This window comes from Kitasatospora sp. NPDC048286, from assembly GCF_043201735.1.
In the GTDB taxonomy this organism is placed as follows: Bacteria; Actinomycetota; Actinomycetes; order Streptomycetales; family Streptomycetaceae; genus Kitasatospora.
On record NZ_JBICZE010000008.1, the window covers coordinates 58,230 to 74,610 of the forward strand.

17 protein-coding genes, 2 pseudogenes and 1 riboswitch are annotated in these 16,381 nt (G+C 72.1%); of the genes and pseudogenes, 8 read left to right on the forward strand and 11 right to left on the reverse strand.

From position 1 onward, the window contains the following. Positions 1-168: 168 nt before the first annotated feature. The 3 genes from ACGF13_RS20370 (at position 169) to ACGF13_RS20380 (ending at position 1,771) form a co-directional block, all read left to right on the forward strand. Positions 169-546 carry a hypothetical protein gene (locus ACGF13_RS20370; protein ID WP_392876995.1) on the forward strand — a complete coding sequence of 126 codons (378 nt, stop codon included), beginning with the start codon at positions 169-171 and terminating at the stop codon, positions 544-546. Positions 547-578: 32 nt separating this feature from the next. Beyond that, positions 579-1,214 (forward strand): RICIN domain-containing protein, encoded by a 636-nt coding sequence (locus ACGF13_RS20375; protein WP_392876998.1) that lies wholly within the window; start codon positions 579-581, stop codon positions 1,212-1,214. A gap of 92 nt (positions 1,215-1,306) precedes the next feature. Further along, on the forward strand, positions 1,307-1,771 hold the full coding sequence (locus ACGF13_RS20380; protein WP_392877000.1) for an SRPBCC family protein: 465 nt from the start codon (positions 1,307-1,309) through the stop codon (positions 1,769-1,771). A gap of 65 nt (positions 1,772-1,836) precedes the next feature. On the opposite strand, the gene ACGF13_RS20385 is transcribed toward ACGF13_RS20380, so the two are convergent. The 3 genes from ACGF13_RS20385 to ACGF13_RS20395 form a co-directional block, all read right to left on the reverse strand. Then, on the reverse strand, positions 1,837-2,199 hold the full coding sequence (locus ACGF13_RS20385) for a cupin domain-containing protein (RefSeq protein WP_392877003.1): 363 nt from the start codon (positions 2,197-2,199) through the stop codon (positions 1,837-1,839). A gap of 221 nt (positions 2,200-2,420) precedes the next feature. Beyond that, a complete protein-coding gene (locus ACGF13_RS20390; protein WP_392877006.1) occupies positions 2,421-2,927 on the reverse strand; it encodes a hypothetical protein in 507 nt (168 codons plus the stop codon). A 342-nt stretch (positions 2,928-3,269) separates the two neighbouring features. After that, positions 3,270-3,686, reverse strand: coding sequence for a hypothetical protein (locus ACGF13_RS20395; RefSeq protein WP_392877009.1), 417 nt, complete (start codon positions 3,684-3,686; stop codon positions 3,270-3,272). Between the two features lie 140 nt (positions 3,687-3,826). On the opposite strand from ACGF13_RS20395, the pseudogene ACGF13_RS20400 reads away from it, so the two are divergent. Further along, positions 3,827-4,402 (forward strand): annotated as a pseudogene (locus ACGF13_RS20400) (TIGR03557 family F420-dependent LLM class oxidoreductase); the annotation flags it as partial. Next, positions 4,380-4,880 (forward strand): hypothetical protein, encoded by a 501-nt coding sequence (locus ACGF13_RS20405; protein ID WP_392877010.1) that lies wholly within the window; start codon positions 4,380-4,382, stop codon positions 4,878-4,880. The pseudogene ACGF13_RS20400 and the gene ACGF13_RS20405, both read left to right, overlap by 23 nt. Positions 4,881-4,944: 64 nt before the next feature. Here the strand turns inward: ACGF13_RS20405 and ACGF13_RS20410 are convergent, their stop codons facing one another. Both ACGF13_RS20410 and ACGF13_RS20415 read right to left on the reverse strand, forming a co-directional pair. Further along, positions 4,945-5,805 (reverse strand): hypothetical protein, encoded by an 861-nt coding sequence (locus tag ACGF13_RS20410; RefSeq protein ID WP_392877012.1) that lies wholly within the window; start codon positions 5,803-5,805, stop codon positions 4,945-4,947. A 148-nt stretch (positions 5,806-5,953) separates the two neighbouring features. After that, positions 5,954-6,895 carry a TIGR01777 family oxidoreductase gene (locus tag ACGF13_RS20415; protein WP_392877014.1) on the reverse strand — a complete coding sequence of 314 codons (942 nt, stop codon included), beginning with the start codon at positions 6,893-6,895 and terminating at the stop codon, positions 5,954-5,956. A gap of 212 nt (positions 6,896-7,107) precedes the next feature. Between ACGF13_RS20415 and ACGF13_RS20420 the strand changes: the two genes are divergently transcribed. Further along, positions 7,108-7,959: a class I SAM-dependent methyltransferase gene (locus ACGF13_RS20420; protein WP_392877016.1), complete on the forward strand. Its 852-nt coding sequence runs from the start codon at positions 7,108-7,110 to the stop codon at positions 7,957-7,959. Positions 7,960-8,048: 89 nt separating this feature from the next. On the opposite strand, the gene ACGF13_RS20425 is transcribed toward ACGF13_RS20420, so the two are convergent. The 3 genes from ACGF13_RS20425 to ACGF13_RS20435 form a co-directional block, all read right to left on the reverse strand. Then, positions 8,049-10,013 (reverse strand): hypothetical protein, encoded by a 1,965-nt coding sequence (locus ACGF13_RS20425; RefSeq protein WP_392877018.1) that lies wholly within the window; start codon positions 10,011-10,013, stop codon positions 8,049-8,051. Positions 10,014-10,222: 209 nt separating this feature from the next. Continuing rightward, complete coding sequence (locus tag ACGF13_RS20430; protein ID WP_392877020.1) at positions 10,223-10,609, reverse strand: hypothetical protein; 387 nt, start codon at positions 10,607-10,609, stop codon at positions 10,223-10,225. A gap of 191 nt (positions 10,610-10,800) precedes the next feature. Continuing rightward, on the reverse strand, positions 10,801-10,869 hold the full coding sequence (locus tag ACGF13_RS20435; protein ID WP_392877580.1) for a hypothetical protein: 69 nt from the start codon (positions 10,867-10,869) through the stop codon (positions 10,801-10,803). A gap of 29 nt (positions 10,870-10,898) precedes the next feature. Here ACGF13_RS20435 and ACGF13_RS20440 point away from each other — a divergent pair. After that, a pseudogene (locus ACGF13_RS20440) lies at positions 10,899-11,036 on the forward strand (hypothetical protein); the annotation flags it as partial. Between the two features lie 472 nt (positions 11,037-11,508). Here the strand turns inward: ACGF13_RS20440 and ACGF13_RS20445 are convergent. From ACGF13_RS20445 to ACGF13_RS20455, 3 genes are all read right to left on the reverse strand, one after another. Continuing rightward, positions 11,509-12,180 carry a hypothetical protein gene (locus ACGF13_RS20445; RefSeq protein ID WP_392877021.1) on the reverse strand — a complete coding sequence of 224 codons (672 nt, stop codon included), beginning with the start codon at positions 12,178-12,180 and terminating at the stop codon, positions 11,509-11,511. 412 nt (positions 12,181-12,592) lie between these two features. Next, positions 12,593-13,618 carry a peptidase gene (locus ACGF13_RS20450; RefSeq protein ID WP_392877023.1) on the reverse strand — a complete coding sequence of 342 codons (1,026 nt, stop codon included), beginning with the start codon at positions 13,616-13,618 and terminating at the stop codon, positions 12,593-12,595. A 4-nt stretch (positions 13,619-13,622) separates the two neighbouring features. Then, on the reverse strand, positions 13,623-14,123 hold the full coding sequence (locus ACGF13_RS20455; RefSeq protein WP_392877024.1) for a hypothetical protein: 501 nt from the start codon (positions 14,121-14,123) through the stop codon (positions 13,623-13,625). 350 nt (positions 14,124-14,473) lie between these two features. Then, a riboswitch (cobalamin riboswitch) is annotated at positions 14,474-14,665 on the forward strand. A 211-nt stretch (positions 14,666-14,876) separates the two neighbouring features. Here ACGF13_RS20455 and ACGF13_RS20460 point away from each other — a divergent pair. Then, a complete protein-coding gene (locus tag ACGF13_RS20460; protein ID WP_392877026.1) occupies positions 14,877-16,376 on the forward strand; it encodes a CoA-acylating methylmalonate-semialdehyde dehydrogenase in 1,500 nt (499 codons plus the stop codon). Positions 16,377-16,381: the final 5 nt, after the last annotated feature.

Here is a 16,381-nt window from a genome sequence, read left to right on the forward strand (position 1 = left end):
ACCGGGGATGCCCCCCGGGCACCCCACCCCCGGCCCCCCCCGCAACCCCCCCCCCCGGGCCGGGGGGGGGCGCCCCCCCCCCGGGGCCCCCCCCGCCGCTTCCTGCTGCCCGGAAGCCCTCGCCGGGTCGACACCGCCGCTCGGGCGCGCCGACCCACTATCGATTCGGTGACCACCACCGTCGACAACAAGACCGAGATCACCGCCTCCGCCAACGTCCTGTTCGCCAAGGTCGAGGCGAAGGTCGGGTTCTCGGTCTCGAAGACGACCTCCAGCACCAAGTCCACCACCGTGACGAACACCTGGAACCTCAACGACCCCGGGAAGTACGGCCTCTACCGGGCGACACGCAAGGTCACGGGCCAGTACGTCAAGTTCATCTGTGCCCAGACCGGCCCCACCACCGGCATCTGGGTCAACTCCCTGCCGAACGGCCCCGGGACGTTCACCATCTACGAGGTCCCGGAGATCGGCTCGGTCGCCTGCGCCTATCCCGAACCCCCCGGAACCGTACGCCGGATCGTCCAGACCCTCGTCGGCTGCTGACCGTGCCCGCCCACACCCCGACGGAGGAACCCATGACCAACCCGCTGCGACGAACGGCCGCCAGGGCCCTGCGCGCCCTCGGCGTCGCCGCCCTGGCCTCGTCGGCTGCTCTCACCGTCCTCGCCGGCCCCGCGTCGGCCTCCGCCCCCACGGTGACCGGCTTCGATCCGGAGACGAAGACGCACGCGTGGGAGGGCCGGGAGGGCTGGGTCTGCGTGGACGGCTACTACCGGATCAGGACTCCGTTCTCGACCCCGCAGGGCAGCGACAACGTCCTCGACATGAGCCTGGCCACCCCGATGGTCGGAACCATCATCCAGCACGAATGGCACACCGGCAGCAACCAGCAGTGGGGCCTGTGCTACACCGGCTCGGGGAGCACGGCCTCCTTCGCCCTGGTGAACCGCAGGAACGGCCGCCTCTGCATGGGCATCGGGGACGCCAGCCGCCTTGACGCCTCGTGGCTCGCCACCTTCGACTGCGGCTCTCCGCCCCCCGACCACCAGACGTTCTCGATCATCCGCGACCCGGCCGACCGCAACCGCGTGCTGCTCCAGCTGCACCACTCGGGCAACTTCGTCGCCGTCTCCGCTCCCGGGGAGCGGGACGCCGTGGTGGCCCAGTACTCCTACCGCGCCACGCAGTTCACCCTGGAGTGGCTGGGCTAGGCCGTCTTCTGGAAGGCGTCGGACGTGCGCCTGGTCCGGCCGTCCGGGGAAGTCTCGGGCGGCCGGCCAGAGGAAGCTCTAGGGTGGCGGCCATGGCCCGCTTCGTCCTGATCCGCCGTGCGCCGCTGCCGCCCGCCGAGTGCTGGGAGCGGCTGACGGCCTGGCCCCGGCACGGGGAGCGGGTGCCGTTCACCCGGGTCTCCGTGGTCCGGGGCAGCGGCCGGGAGGTGGGTGACGTCGTCCTGGCCCGGACGGCGCTCGGGCCGCTGCGCTTCGACGATCCGATGGAGATCGCCGAGCTGGTCGTCCCCGGCCCCGGATCCGCACCCGGATCCGGCCTGGTCGCCGGTCGGGACGGGCTGTGCCGGCTGGTGAAGCGCGGCCGACCGGTGCACGGCTGGGCCGAGCTGCGGGTGCGGGCGGTGGGCGGTGGCAGTGCGGCGGTCTGGACGGAGGAGCTGACGGTCGCCGGCCTGCCCGGGCTGCTCGACCCCTTCCTCGCCCGGGCGGGGCGGCTGGTCTTCGGCCGGGTGCTGGACCACCTGCTGGAGCCGTAGGGGCACTGGCGGGTGCCGGGACCACGCACGGGCCGAGTCACAGGGCCGAGTGTCAGGGCCGCGCCTCAGGGCCGAGGGCGGATGGTCATCCCCGGGCGCCGGCGGTGCACCGTCAGGTAGACGACACCCGCGGGCCCGGCGGCCACGCCCCGGGCGGCGCCGTGCGGCAGCATCCGCAGGTCACCCGGGCGCAGGTCGTATGCGACGCCCTCGCAGCGCAGCGTGCCCTCCCCCTCGATGCCCAGCACCAGGACGTCCAGGTCGGGTTCCACGTGGTCGGCCACGGAGGCGCCCGGCCGCAGCCGCACCACGTTGGCGTCGAGCTGGCGCTCGGCGCCCGTCAACCGCCACAGTGCTCCGGTGCCGGTGGCGTCCCGCAGCAGGTCGTCCAGGTGCACACCGTCACCCTGGGTGTCCGAGTCCGTCATGCGCACCATCATCGCACCGACCGGCGGGGTCCCTGTCGTCCGCACGCACGAGTGCCTTCCGGCAGGGCTGACAAAGGCCGTCTACCGGCCTTGTCCTCCCCGCACGGAAGGCACATTCGCTTTCCTGTCACGATGCGGCACTGCCGCCGGTGAATCGCCCGGGCTGCGTCATGTACGGTTCCGTGAAATCCCGTGACCGAATTCCCCGGACGCCCCGGCCACTACGCCATTTCGAGGTAGAACTTCTCGTGCCCGCCGCCGTTGGCGTTGATTTGGCAGTTCACCGTTCCGCCGGGGCCGGTGGCGGTCGTCACCCCGCTGTCGGTCACCATGCGCAGGAAGATACCGGGGAAGGCCGCCGACTCGAAGGAGAACGAACCGTCCGCCTGGGCCCGGGCGTTGAACTTCTCCCAGGGGCCGATGTAGCTCTGGCAGTTGACCGTCCCGCCGCCCGCCATGGTGGCGGGGACCCCGTTGCCGTCCATGCGCAGGAACACGCTCGGGAAAGCCGCCGACTCGAAGGCGTACGAGCCGTCGGCCTGCGGCCGGACCTTGTACGCCGTCCAGGGGCCGGTGCCGTACTGACAGTTAACCTTCCCGCTTCCGTGGTCGGTGGGGGTCGTCACCCCGGTCCCGTCCATGCGCAGGTAGATGTTCGGGAAGAACGTCGACTGGATCGTGATCGGTGAGTCCCCGAGCTTTGCGAGGTCAGCTGCCGACAGGTGCATGATGGCCTTTCCTTTCGCCTGGACGGGTAGCGAACGAATCGAATTCGGCGCCACTGGAATCCTTTTGCAGCGCCGATCATCGGGCCCGGAGGGCGATATCGGGTTCAGCGCGCGCGGCATCTCAAGGCTGGAGCATTTCGGACCGGACTCCGCGCCCTCGTCAGCTCCATGTATGACTTCCCGCGCACAAGGGAAGCCCCGCCGAATTGCCAGACCAGGCGGCATCGAAGCCGCCGTTTCGCGCTTTCCGCCCCCTCGGTTTTCCTGCAGTAGCAGGCCCGAAACTCACTGTATTTCGATGGGCACAGCATGTCCAGACTGCGTGCGGAAAGCGCCTTCCGGTCAGTCGCCGCCCCGGCCGCCGTAGCGCCGCCGCCACTCCCGGGCGCGGGCGTTGTGCCACTCCACGCCCTCCATGGCCTGGCGCTCGGAGAGGCCGCTCAGGCGGGCGACCACGCTCAGTGGCAGGGGTTCGTCGCACTCGGCGAGGGTGCGGCAGACCTTGGCGGCCCACTGCTCCTCGGGGACGAAGGGGCGGTGGCGGTAGTCCGCGATCAGGGTGGTCAGGTGCTCCGCGGAACAGGCCAGGACGACCCGCTTGCCGTCCAGTTCGGGTTCGGTGGAGTGCAGGGCGGAGGAGTCCGGCACCAGGGCGCCGAGCAGCTCGGTGCGGGCGACGGCGCGTCCGCACTGGTCGCACAGGTCGAGGGAGTCCGCGTCGGCGGCGGGGTCCTCAGGCGGGGGTCCGATGTCCTCCATGCCGCGCGCCTACCCCGTGAGGCCGGGGCCAACCGAGCCCCCGACCGGCGGGGCCACCACTCGCGCGCGACGCCCGGGTTTCGCGGCGCCCCGTCCGGAAAGCCGCTCCGGCACAGGCCGACCGACGAACCGAGGCCGCCATGACCGCGTTCGGATGCTTCCTGTCCTGCGAGGAGTTCACCCCCGCCCAGCTGATCGATCAGGCCCGGCTGGCGGAGCGGGCCGGTTTCACCCGGCTGGCGATCTCCGACCACTACCACCCGTGGAACGACACCCAGGGCAACGCCCCGTTCGTCTGGGGCGTGATCGGCGCGCTGTCACAGGTGGTCCGGCTGCCGGCGACCACCCTGGTCACCTGCCCCACGGTGCGGCTGCGCCCAGCCGTGACGGCGCAGGCCGCGGCCACCGCGGACGTGCAGCTCGCGGGCGGGCTGCGGCTCGGCGTCGGCACCGGCACCGGCGAGGCACTCAACGAGCACGTCCTGGGCGACCGCCGGCCGCCGTTCGCGGTGCGTGCGGAGATGCTGGAGGAGGCCGTCGAGGTGACGCGGGAGCTGTTCACCGGCGGCATGGTGTCCCACCGCGGCACGCACTACACGATGGAGAACGCCCGGCTCTACACTCCCCCGACTGCGGAACGGCTGCTGGTGTACGTCTCGGCCTTCGGCCCTCGCCACCGGTGGCGACCGGCTGGTGCTGGTCGCCCGGGGCCTGGTCGGACTGCGCGCCGCCTCGGCCGAGGCCCAGGCCGCCGGCTCGCCGGTGCGCACCGTGCTGGCCGACGTGGCCGACCCGCAGGCCTGCGAGGCCGTCGCCGCCCGCGCCGTGCGGTTCGCCGCCGACCACCCCGGGCGGCGGGAGTACTGGGTGGGCGGCAGCACCGTCGGCACCCTGGTCGCCAACGCGCTCGCCCCCGGCCTGCTCGACCGCTACCTCGCCCGCGCCGGCATCGGCGCCCAGCAGGAGGACGGCCCCCGGCAGGCGGACGGCCTCGCCAACCTCTGGACGCCGTCGGACACTTCCGACGACCACGGCGCGCACGGCCGCTTCGACGACGAGGCCCGGGAGCGCAGCACCCAGCTGTGGGCCTCCCAGCACCACGGCCTGCTCGCCGTCGGCGGCGCCGCACTGCTCGGTGCGGCGGCGAGAGGGCTCGCACGCGGGTCACGGTCCGGGCCGCCGGGGCCGGGCTGACCATCGGCCCTCGGCTCGTCAGCGGCTCCGCCCTCGACCCGCCGGCGACTCGGCCCTCGGCCCGTCAGCGAGCCGTCCCCCAGCCCCGCCGCGGCTCGGCGGCGGTCCGGCGCCAGTCCAGGTACTGCTGGCGGACGTACCCGCGCGCACCGTCGCCTTCGGCGGTGACGCGGTCGTGTTCGGTCAGCTCCCCGGCCGCTATCCGCGCCCGCACCACCTGGTGCGGGTCGGCGTCGCCGCCCGCCAGGGCGATGCGGTCGGCCCGGGCGGCGGCGCGCAGCAGGTACTCGCGACGCTTGCGGGGCGGGCTCTTGACGGTGCTCCGGTGGGCGGCCAGGTCCTTCTCCTCCTCCGCGACGTCCGGGGCGTGCTCGTACGCCTCCCCCGCCGTGGGCACCGGCCCGGCCGGCACCTGCCGCACCGGTTGGGGCGGCAGTGGCGGCAGGCCGTAGACGTGGAGCACGGCGTTCGCGAACTCCGGCTGGTCGACGGGTACTCCGTGCCGGCCGAAGACCGCGAACAGCTCGGCCAGGGCGCGCGGTTCGACGCCGCGTGGCCGGTCGTCCTCGGTGACGTCGATCCGGCCGAGCTGCGGGCCCCAGAACCGGCCCGGCGGGTCCACCAGGCGCAGGCGCAGGGTCACGTGGTGGCCGCTGGTCTCGATCTCCTCGCCGAACTCCATGGCCAGGCCGCTGATCTCCGACCAGGCGTAGCGGCGCGCGACCAGCAGCCGGACCAGGGTGAGGCCCTGCTCGTCCTCCCGTAGCCGGAAGGTGTGCGGCACCCCGACGGCCGCCGCGCCCCCGATCAGCACGCCGATCAGGGTGGCCGTCCCCGCGCCGGTGGCACCGGACAGGCCGAGCGCGAGCATCGTCGCCACCGCCAGGGCGCAGCCGATCCCGATGTTGCTTCCCCACTGCCGCATGACCGACAGCCGTACCGTCCGCATCCCGCCCCCTGATCGACCGTGCGTGTTCCTCCACGGTCCCGGGGATCACCGGGACCGGGCAAGCGCCGACGGGGAGCTGTGACGGCCCCGTGACGAACCCGCCACACGGCGGCCGTCGAGCGCGCTACCGCCCGCGCAGCCGCCGCACGAGGTCGCGGGCGGCCTCCGGCCAGCTCGGGTGGTCGAAGGCGAAGCCCGCGTCGAGCAGGCGGGTCGGGACGACGCGGCGGCTCTTCAGCAGCAGCTCGGTGTCGGAGCGCAGCGCGAAGGCGCCCAGTTCGGCCATCCAGCGGGTGGCGGGCAGAGCCAGCGGCATGCCCCAGGCGGTGCGCAGCTCGCGCATGAACTCGCGCTGGGGCAGCGGGTTCGGGGCGGCGAGGTTGACCGGCCCGGTGAGGTCCTCGCGGGCGATCAGGAACTCGACGGCGCGGGCGAAGTCCCGCTCGTGGAGCCAGGAGACGTACTGGGCGCCGCCCGCGACCGGCCCGCCGACACCGAGCCGGGCCAGCCAGGAGAGCGCGTCGAGCGAGCCGCCGCGCTCGGGGCCGAGGACGGCGGCGGTGCGCAGCGCGACCCGGCGGGTGTGCGGGGTGTCGGCCTCGGCCAGGGTGCGCTCCCAGGCCTGGGCGACGTCGATGCTGTACCGCCAGGCGGGCGGGGCGTCGGGCTCGCTGCCGCCGATCAGGCCGTCCCGCTCGTCGTTGGGGGCGTCGTGGCGGTGGGCGTAGACGGTGGCGGTGCTCATCTGGAGCCAGCACGAGGGCGGGCGGCGGGCGGCTGCGACGGCCTCGCCGACGACCTGGGTGGACTGCACCCGGGAGTCCATCATCTCCTGCCGGTTCGCCTCGGTGTAGCGGCAGTTGACGCTGCGCCCGGCGAGGTTGAGCACGACGTCGGCGCCGTCGATCTCGGCTGCCCAGGCGCCGAGGGTCCGTCCGTCCCAGCCGACCTGCCGGGGTCCGGCGGGCCTGCGGCTGAGCACGACGACCTGGTGCCCGGCGGCGGTCAGGCGCCGGTCGAGCAGCGTCCCGAGCTCACCGGATCCACCGGGAATGACGACCTTCATGGGTTCCCCCTCTTGCCTCGGTTCCTCGGAACCTAGCGTAGCCCAGATTTCTGAACGCGTTCAATTCTATGCCCCGATCCCCTCCGAATGTCGGCCGTGATCGTCGGTCAGCAGAAGTGGACCTTGTGTCGAAGCACTCCGGTACCTATCGTCTCGATGTATCGGTTCGATACATCGAGCCGGAATCAGACCGTCGATCAGCGGGGGCTTCAGTGACGGGAATCAACGACGACACCCGGCAGCACCAGGACGACGCGCGTGGCCGGGCGGCCGCCGGCCAGGAGTCGGCGCAGGCCGAACGGCGGCTGCACAGCTCGTCGTTCGGCCGCGCGGCGGGCGCCTACGCCGAGCACCGCCCGGACTACGCGCAGGCCGCGGTGCGCTGGGCCCTCGAGGCCGCGCCCGGCCCGCGGGTGCTCGACCTCGGCGCCGGGACGGGCAAGCTCACCGCCACCCTGGTCGCCCTGGGCCACGACGTCGTCTCGGTCGAACCCGACCCGGCGATGCTGGCCGAACTGCGCGCCGCACTGCCGACCGTCCGCGCGCTGGCGGGACGAGCGGAGGCGATCCCGCTGCCGGACGACTCCGTCGACGCCGTGGTGTCCGGCAACGCCATGCACTGGTTCGACATGGACCTCGCGGGGCCGGAGATCGCCAGGGTCCTCGCCCCCGGCGGCGTGCTGGCCAGCCTGTGGAACGTCTTCGACGACCGGGTCGACTGGGTGGCCGGCCTCGCCCGCGTCACCGGCCCCGCCGCCATCGGCCCGCGCGACGTGCCCACCAGTTGGCGCGTCGAGACGGCGCGGATGCACCTTCCCCGGTCCGGCGGGGACGCCCGGTTCGACTCGCCCGAGCAGGCGGAGTTCCCGCACGGGCAGCGGCGGACCGCCGACTCCCTCGTCGCCACCCTCTCGACGAAGGCGGGCGTCCTGGTCATGCCGGAGCAGGAACGGAAGGCCCTGCTGGACGCCACCCACGCCTACCTCACCGACCGGCCGGAGACCGGCGCCGGCGAGTTCACTCTCCCGATGCTCACCAGCGTGCTGCGGGTCCGCCGGATGTGAGGCCCGCCGGCCCGTCCTTCCGGTGACCAGCGGCCCCCGCTCCCCGCTCACCCGGGGAACGAGGACCGCAGTCACTCACCGAGCCGGCGTCACTTGTCGGCCCGGAAGGCCCCGTGGACTCGCAGGTTGCCGTTGATCGCCACCAGGTCGTCGTTGGTGTGCAGGATCCAGGCACTCCCGGTGCGGACCGAGAGGTGCCTGTTGGCGTTCACCTTCCCGAAGAACGCCGACTCCCCGCCGACCCGCACGTCGCCGGTGGCGTTCACCTTCCCGGCGAACACCGACTCCCCGCCGACCGACAGGTCGCCGTTGGCGTTCACCTTCTGCCGGAACTCCGACTCCCCGTGGACGACCAGCCGCGGCGGACCGTCCAGCGTCTCCAGCACGTTGTCGACGGTCAACCCGCCGTGCAGGGTGAGGCGTTGCTTGACCCGGGCCCGGTCGGTGACCAGGTCGTTCAGGTCCGCCTTGTCGGCGGCGACGGTCCCCCACGTACGGTTCCCCGCGCCCTGGAACACGTTCAGCCCGGACGCCGGGAACTCGATCCACCCGTCACCGGACGTACGCCCCTGCACCCAGCTGGTGTTGACGCCGTTCAAGTCCGCCTTGTCCGCGGCGACCGTCCCCCACTCGCGGTGCCCGGAGCCCTGGAACACGTTCAGCCCGGACGCCGGGAACTCGATCCAGCCGTCACTGGACGTACGCCCCTGCACCCACTTGGTGTTGACGCCGTTCAGGTCCGCCTTGTCCGCGGCGACCGTCCCCCACGTCTCCTGTCCGTCCTTGCGGACGTTCACTCCGGACTGCGGGAAGTCGAGCCAGCCCTTGCCGGAGTCGCGGTCCCCGACCCACTTGGTGTTGATGCCGTTCACGCTGATCTTCTCGGCGTGAACGGTGCCCAGGTCGTTCCCCTGGCCGTGACCGACCGTGATCCCGTCCGACGGGAACTGGATCCACCCGGAACCGCTGTCGCGGCCCCGCACCCACGCGGCGGTCACGGTGTCGACGTCCGCCTTGCCGGCCGCAACCGTGCCCGGCGCGTTCGACGCGTCCCGCACCTGCACACCCTGCGCCGTGAGGGTGACCCGACCCTTCTCCGTCGTCCCCTCCACCCACGGCGTCGACACCCCGACCGACGCCGTCACACTCTCCACATCCGCCTTGGCGGCGGCAACCGTACCCGGCGCGTTCGACGCGTCCCGCACCTGCGCACCCTGCTCGGTGAAGACGATCCGGCCGCGCGGCGCCGTGCCTTCCACCCACGGGGTGTACACGCCCTTGGTCGCCGTCACACTGTCGAACTCGGGGCTGCGCAGGTGGACGGTGGTGGTCAGCAGGTAGCTCGGCTGCTGCCCGTTCGGGGAGCTGGCGATCAGGGTGTAGGTGGCGTCCCGCTTCGGCTCCTGGCCGGGCTTCGGCGACCACTGCCAGCCGGCCGCCGCCCCGCTCCTCGGCGGGACGGCCTCCGGCGGGCCGTCCGGGCCCTGGATCTGGTACGTGAGGGTGTCCGGGCCGTCCCACTGCAGGACGACGTCCTTGCCCGCGGCCACCAGGGAGTCCTTCGCACGGAAGTTCCGCGGCACCTTGGCTTCCTGCTTGATCAGGCTCAGGGTCACGAGGCTCGGGTGCACGAAGCCGCCGATGTTCGCCGCCCGCTCCGTCACCCGCAGCAGGACCAGCCCCGGCTTGCTGGAGACCGGGAAGCCCTCCATCGCCACGACCATGGAGCCGCCGCCCTTGATGAGGGTGGGGTAGCGGGGGTCCTGGGAGGAGATCCTGTAGACGGCGGTCGAGGTGTTCCAGTCGGTCGCCGGCTTGTTCGCCGGGTCCGTCGCGGTGTTCTGCGTGATCTGCGGGGTGAACGCCTTCGGATCGGTCGTCAGGTCGCCGTCCTTGTCCCCGACGGGCACCTGGATCTCGGTGGAGTACCAGAGTGCGTCGTCGCTGTTCGGGTTGGAGATGATGACGTAGACCGTCCCCCGGGACTCCTCGCCCGCGTTCGGCACCTGGAGCGGAGCCGGGTCGGTGAGGATTTCGTAGTTCAGAGTTGCCACCGTTGTAGACCCCCTGATTCTGCTGCACGGGCGCTCGCCTCCACGGGCACCGCCCCCTTGTCACAGCACTGTCCTGCCAGCGGAAATCCCGGGAGCCCGGATTCCGCACAACCGGCGCGAACCAGTCCCGCACTGGCCGAAAGATGGATGACGGAATTCCGGCTCCATCTTTTTCCTCACACGGCACTTCAGGCCCGGGAAAAGCGAATTCACCCTGCGACACCACCGGTTTTGCCGCCGATTCGATAGCGCTGACCGGCCTGCGGCAGCGGCGATCCACGTCGCCGGCGCTCCACGGAAGCTTCCGGTTTCCCGGGGCGGGTCCGCTCGGCCCACGCGGCCACCGGCGGCCCTGCCGCGCCGACGACCGCGAAGAGGGCGCCGAGGAGCAGCCACCCGGTATGGCCGAGCGCGAGAACCGCCCCGGTGAGGATCACCGGGGCGAGGGCCTGGCCCGCTCCGAAGCCGATGCCGGCCAGGCCCTGGTACTGCCCCTGGGCGTGGTCGGGTGCGAGGCCGAAGCCGAACGCGAAGCCGGCCTTCGCGCGACCGGCAGTCGTGGACCGCCCAACGGAACGCGCACTGCGGGCATGCACCGGTTCTCACCCGATCGTTCCGGGCGGTGCCGAGCGGGCGATGGCCACCCACGTCCGTCGCGATCTCCGGATCGCGCTTTCGGTGTCCCGGATCTCGCCCTGGCACATGCCCGGACGAGATCCGGGACACCGTCGATCGCGGGGGCATTGCGGTGTTGTCCGTCGAATGTTCGGCTGATTCGGCTGTCCGGTCAGCCGGTCTCGGCCACGCAGGCGAGATCCGGCACCGGTCGCTCCCCAGTGGTCAGGAACGTGGTCACCGCGTTGTCGCCGCACTTGTTCTTGGCGAACCCAGATCAGCGCCGCGTCCCAGCCCGCGATCGTCGCCCTGATGCTCGAACAGCTCGGCGCCCGGCCCGGCCAGCGCGTCTTCGAGGCCGGAGCCGGGACCGGAGTCAACGCCGCCTACCTGGCCACCATCGTCGGCTTGGCGGTCGCCCTGGCCGACGCTGCCGCCGTGTTCGAGGAGTCCGCGTTCGACCTGGGTACGTCCGGAGGCGACCGCTTGAGTCCCATACTCGAACAGCGCCGTCATCGGACGCCGGCAACCTCGTCGCCGACCCCAACTGGACTTTCCAGGCGAACACTTGGGAAGGCGACTGTCTTCGAGGTCGAGCAGCGCGGCCGGTGGCTACGCGCGAGGCGGGTCAGAACTCGCGGCCGATCAGCGGGACCTGCTGGCGGCGAGCTGGTGGCCGCGCGGGCGGCGGCCGCCTCCAAGCCCCGGGTGCCGAGGGCCCGCCGCTTCCAGCAGGGCCCGGGCGCCCGGGGCTTTCGCCGCACGGGGCGCCCGCGTCCCGCCCCGCACGGGATGCCACCGGCGAGGCTGAGGAGCGCTCCGCAAGCAACGCGGGGACGGAGGACCGGCACGCCTTCCGCTACGCCCACGCGGGCTTAGTTCAGGGGTCGTGGCGATCGCAGTGGTCATGACCCCCGTCGTGCCCGTCGCCGTCGTGCCCGTCGCCGTCGTGCCCGTGGTGCTCGTGGTGCTCGTGGTGCTTGATCGTGGTGAGGTCGTTGGCGGTGTGGATGGTGGCGTCACCGCCTCCGGTGACGGTAGCGGTGTTGGTGACCTGCGCAGGGGCGTCGCAGGAGACGTCGACCTTCAGGGTGATGGGCGGGTAGCTCTGCCCGGCAGGCAGGACGTCGCTGCGGGTACAGGTGAGGGTGGCCAGAATGCAGTGCCATCCCTTCCCGGCGATCCGGTCGGCCCGAAGGCCTGCGGGGAGGGTGTCGTGAACGGTGACCGTGGTGCCATCGGTCGGGCCGACCGCTGGGGCGTTACCCACAGTAATGGTGTAAACGCCGTCCTCGCCCCGGACAAAGGGGTCCGCATGACTCTTGGCGATGGTCAGGGAGGGTCCGAGTACCGTGAATGTGAGGCCGGTACTGCCGGTGCCGGCGGCGCTCTCGGTGCCGCCGGGGTCAGTGGTGGCGCTGCCACTGGATTCGGTGAGGCCGGTGGCGGCGGTGTCGATCACCGGCACCGTGCGGCCGTTGACCTGGGCGACGGAGGCGCGCTGAGCCGTGGCCGTCCAGACTGTGGCCAGGACGATCGCCAGGACGGCCAACCCGGCCATCATGACCGCCGCCGGCTTGCGGACCCGTACCCTCAGCCACCGTCGAAACATGCCGCCCATTCCTCCCGGGCCGCGGCTTGCTTCAGCCCGCCCTCTCCCATGCCTGAACACCGACATCTCCGCTTCCAAATCGCCGACAACAAGCCGTTACTGTTCGTGACCCGAATATCACTTTGCGCTTCGGTGAGTGCGCTCGCACATACAACACGGTGGTGATCGCGGCGAGCACACGAGACCCGACGGACAACCCGCCGAACACAGCGGGTGGGCCAGTGGTGCGCCGCAGAGCGCCGGCGAGGATGACGCCGACGCGAAAGGAGCGGTGGCGCGCTCGATGACGACCCTCATGCGTCACCCACGGAGCGGATCAGCCGGACGCGGGGGCGGGGCTCGGTCGGAGTGGTCACCGGCGGCGCCGGAGGAACTTGAAGAGCAGAAGGCACAGGGCGGCGACGAGGGCCGAAAGCCCGGCGACCACAGGGGAGGGGAAGTGCCCTTGCTGGGCGACCGACGCGGCGACTGCTCCAGTGCTACCGGGAGTCGTCGGGAAGGTGACGGTGGCGCGCGCGGTGTGCTCGACCAGGCCGCTCTTGAGCGTGAGCTCCACCGTCGACGAGCCGTCCGACAGCTGTGCGTCCAACGGGACGACCATCTCCGCAGCGTCACCCGGAGCCAGTGTGGTGCCCGTCCTGGCCGGGAACGGTCCGGCGCGCAGTCCGCCCGACCCGTCGAAGACGGAGAGTGCCCCGCCGATGTCCAGGGCGCGGCCCCCCGTGTTGTGGATCCGGGCGCGAACCTCCCCCCGCCCGTCGCGGGCTCGGGCCGGATGGAGCCGCTCGATCTCGAAGTCCGAGGGTGGCTCACCACCGGGACCGACGTCGATGTACATGCGGACGCCCACCCGGCCCTGGAACGTCACATTGTGCGAGCGGTCCGTGGGGGTGTCCGTCTGTGCCCAGATGACGCCGTATCGCTCCCCGGCGGCGGCGTCCCCGGGCACCCGGATGGTGGCGCGTACTCGCACCGTTTCGGAGGCCGCCAGCTCAAGGTCCGCCGTGTCGAGTGACGTCCAGCCGGTCAGCTCGTTGGGGGTGCGCTCCGGCGCGAAGGTGAACTCACCCTTCGCGATGGTGGCCGCCGCGGCGTAGACGTTGACGTGCATCGGCGTGGACGACTCGTTGGTGACCTCCACCCGCCGCTCGATGGTCGAGCCGGGCGCGACGTGGTCGACGATGTAGGCGTGCGCCCTGGGATCCGCACGGCGGCTTTCCGGAGCGTCGAGCAGCTTGATACCGATGGTCTTCCCCGCGGCCGGGTCCCGGGGGGAGGACAACCCGGGTGCCGCATGCCCCGCTGCCGGCATCACCCCGGCCGCCTGTACGAGGGCCAGCGCCAGCAGCAGAACCCCGCACCGGCGCGCGCCCTTCATTCCATCAGGCAACGGACTGGGTCAGCGTTCCGGTGTAGATCCCGCCGACGGCGCTGGGGGGCACGTTGACGGAGATTGTCGGGTTCCAGGACGCGGTGTTGTCTCCGACACCGGCGCTCCCGGTGAGCACCGTCTGCGCGCTGTTGCTCAGCGTCACGTTCGTTGGAGTGGCGGTGATGGTACCGGTCGTCGTCACCGTCCCGACCGTGTAGGTGGCGTCGGTGGCGGCGATCGTCGTCACACCGTTTGTGAAGTCCGTCTCCGCTGCGGTCACCGTCCAGGAGGCCGAGGCGAGGGCGCGATCGTCGGTGACGGTACAGGGCCCGATCGGCGCGCTGATGACGGTGCCGGGCGCTCCCGAGCCGAGGTTGGCACTGGCCGGTACCGTCAGCGTCAACGCGCCGGACGTGACGGCGAACGTGACTGTGGTGCTGGGGTCGGCCGCCGCGACGGCGAGGCCCGGCTGGACCGCGACGAGAGTCACGGCTGCGGCCGCGATGGACATGATTCGTGCAAGCACAATTGCTCCCGAAGTAGCTGCCCGCCAACGGACACTGGCAGACGTGGCGTCAGGGAATCGGGCGCGGCCCTGTTCACGCAAGCCGACGCGCGCCACACTCCGCCACACGAATGACCCCGTTTCAGCCGGATCGAAGCCCAGCCCGCGACACGCGGGGTGCGGTGCGGGCCGTTCCGTACGGTCTCCTTCGACGGCCGCGGCTCGGCACGCCGGGACCGCCGCGCCCTCACCCCCCACCAAAGCCCGGAGCGCACGGCCGGCCGGGCCCGCTCGGTGGCACAGGTCAGCGGGCCTCAGGGCGGGCACAACGCGCAGACGGCGCCCTCTGGACTTACTAGGACGTCCAACTATATGGCCGACGGCAGGTCCGCGGTGTCAGGGAAGCCGGTGTGAGTCCGGCACGGTCCCGCCACTGTGACCGGGGAGTTCGTCCTCGTGAGGGACGGCCACTGGCAGCCAGCCGGGAAGGCCTGAGGGCGTGCGGTGATCCGGGAGTCAGGATACCGGCCGCGGGTGATCCGTGTTTTCCACGAGGATGGAGACGACACGCATGACTCCGGGCTGCTCCCGTTCCACTGCTCCTGGCTGTCCTGTGCCGACGACTGCCGGGGCCCAACCGCTCTGACGGATCGTCATGCCACCGCCACCGTGACGTCGCGCGGCCGCACCACCGTGCGCCCGCCCGTCGGCGGCGGCCTCCATTCCTCCTCTCCCCGACCCTGTCGAGAGTAGGAACCGATGGTCCGTGAACTGACCCACTTCGTCGGCGGCAAGCGCGTCGCCGGGACGTCCGGCCGCTTCGGCGACGTGTACGACCCCAACACCGGCCGGGTGCAGGCCCGGGTGCCGCTGGCCGACCGCGCCGAGGTCGAGGCGGTGATCGCCGACGCCGCGCAGGCCCAGCCCGCGTGGGCGGCCTGGAACCCGCAGCGGCGGGCGCGGGTGCTGCTGCGCTTCCTGCAACTGGTCGAGCAGGAGAAGGAGGAACTGGCCCGGCTGCTGTCCGCCGAGCACGGCAAGACCGTGGCCGACGCCCACGGCGACATCCAACGCGGCCTGGAGGTCGTGGAGTTCGCCGCCGGGATCCCGCACCTGCTGAAGGGCGAGTTCAGCGACAACGCCGGCACCGGCATCGACGTCTACTCGATGCGCCAGCCGCTCGGCGTCGTCGCCGGCATCACGCCGTTCAACTTCCCCGCGATGATCCCGCTCTGGAAGGCCGCACCCGCGCTGGCCTGCGGCAACGCCTTCGTCCTCAAGCCCTCCGAGCGCGACCCCTCGGTGCCGCTGCGACTGGCCGAGCTGTTCCTGGAGGCCGGGCTGCCGCCGGGCGTGCTCAACGTGGTCAACGGCGGCAAGGAGGCCGTGGACACCCTGCTGGGGGACCCGCGGGTCGAGGCGCTCGGTTTCGTCGGCTCCACGCCGATCGCCCAGTACGTGTACGCGACCGCCGCTGCGCACGGGAAGCGGGCGCAGTGCTTCGGCGGCGCCAAGAACCACATGATCGTGATGCCGGACGCCGACCTCGACCAGGCCGCCGACGCGCTGGTCGGCGCCGGCTACGGCTCGGCCGGGGAACGCTGCATGGCGATCTCGGTCGCCGTACCGGTGGGCGAGGAGACCGCGGACGCCCTGGTGGCGAAGCTGGTCGAGCGGATCGCCGGGCTCAAGGTCGGCCGCTCGGACGACCCGGCGGCGGACTTCGGCCCGCTGGTGGGCCGCGACGCGCTGGGCCGCGTCCGCGACCACCTGGACCTCGGCGTCCGGGAGGGCGCCGAACTCGTCGTGGACGGAAGGGACTTCCGCCTCCCCGGCCACGAGGACGGCTACTTCCTCGGCGCCTCCCTGTTCGACCGGGTCACCCCGGACATGCGGATCTACCAGGAGGAGATCTTCGGCCCGGTGCTCACCGTCGTCCGCGCCGCCGACTACGAGGAGGCGCTGCGGCTGCCCAGCGAGCACCAGTACGGCAACGGCGTGGCCATCTACACCCGGGACGGCGACACCGCCCGTGACTTCACCCGCCGGGTGAACACCGGCATGGTCGGCGTCAACGTGCCCATCCCGGTCCCGATCGCCTACCACACCTTCGGCGGCTGGAAGCGCTCCGCCTTCGGCGACCTCAACCAGCACGGGCCGGACTCGATCCGCTTCTACACCCGCACCCGCACCGTCACCTCGCGCTGGCCCTCCGGGGTCAAGGAGGGCGCGAGCTTCACCATGCCGACGATGAGCTGAGGCGG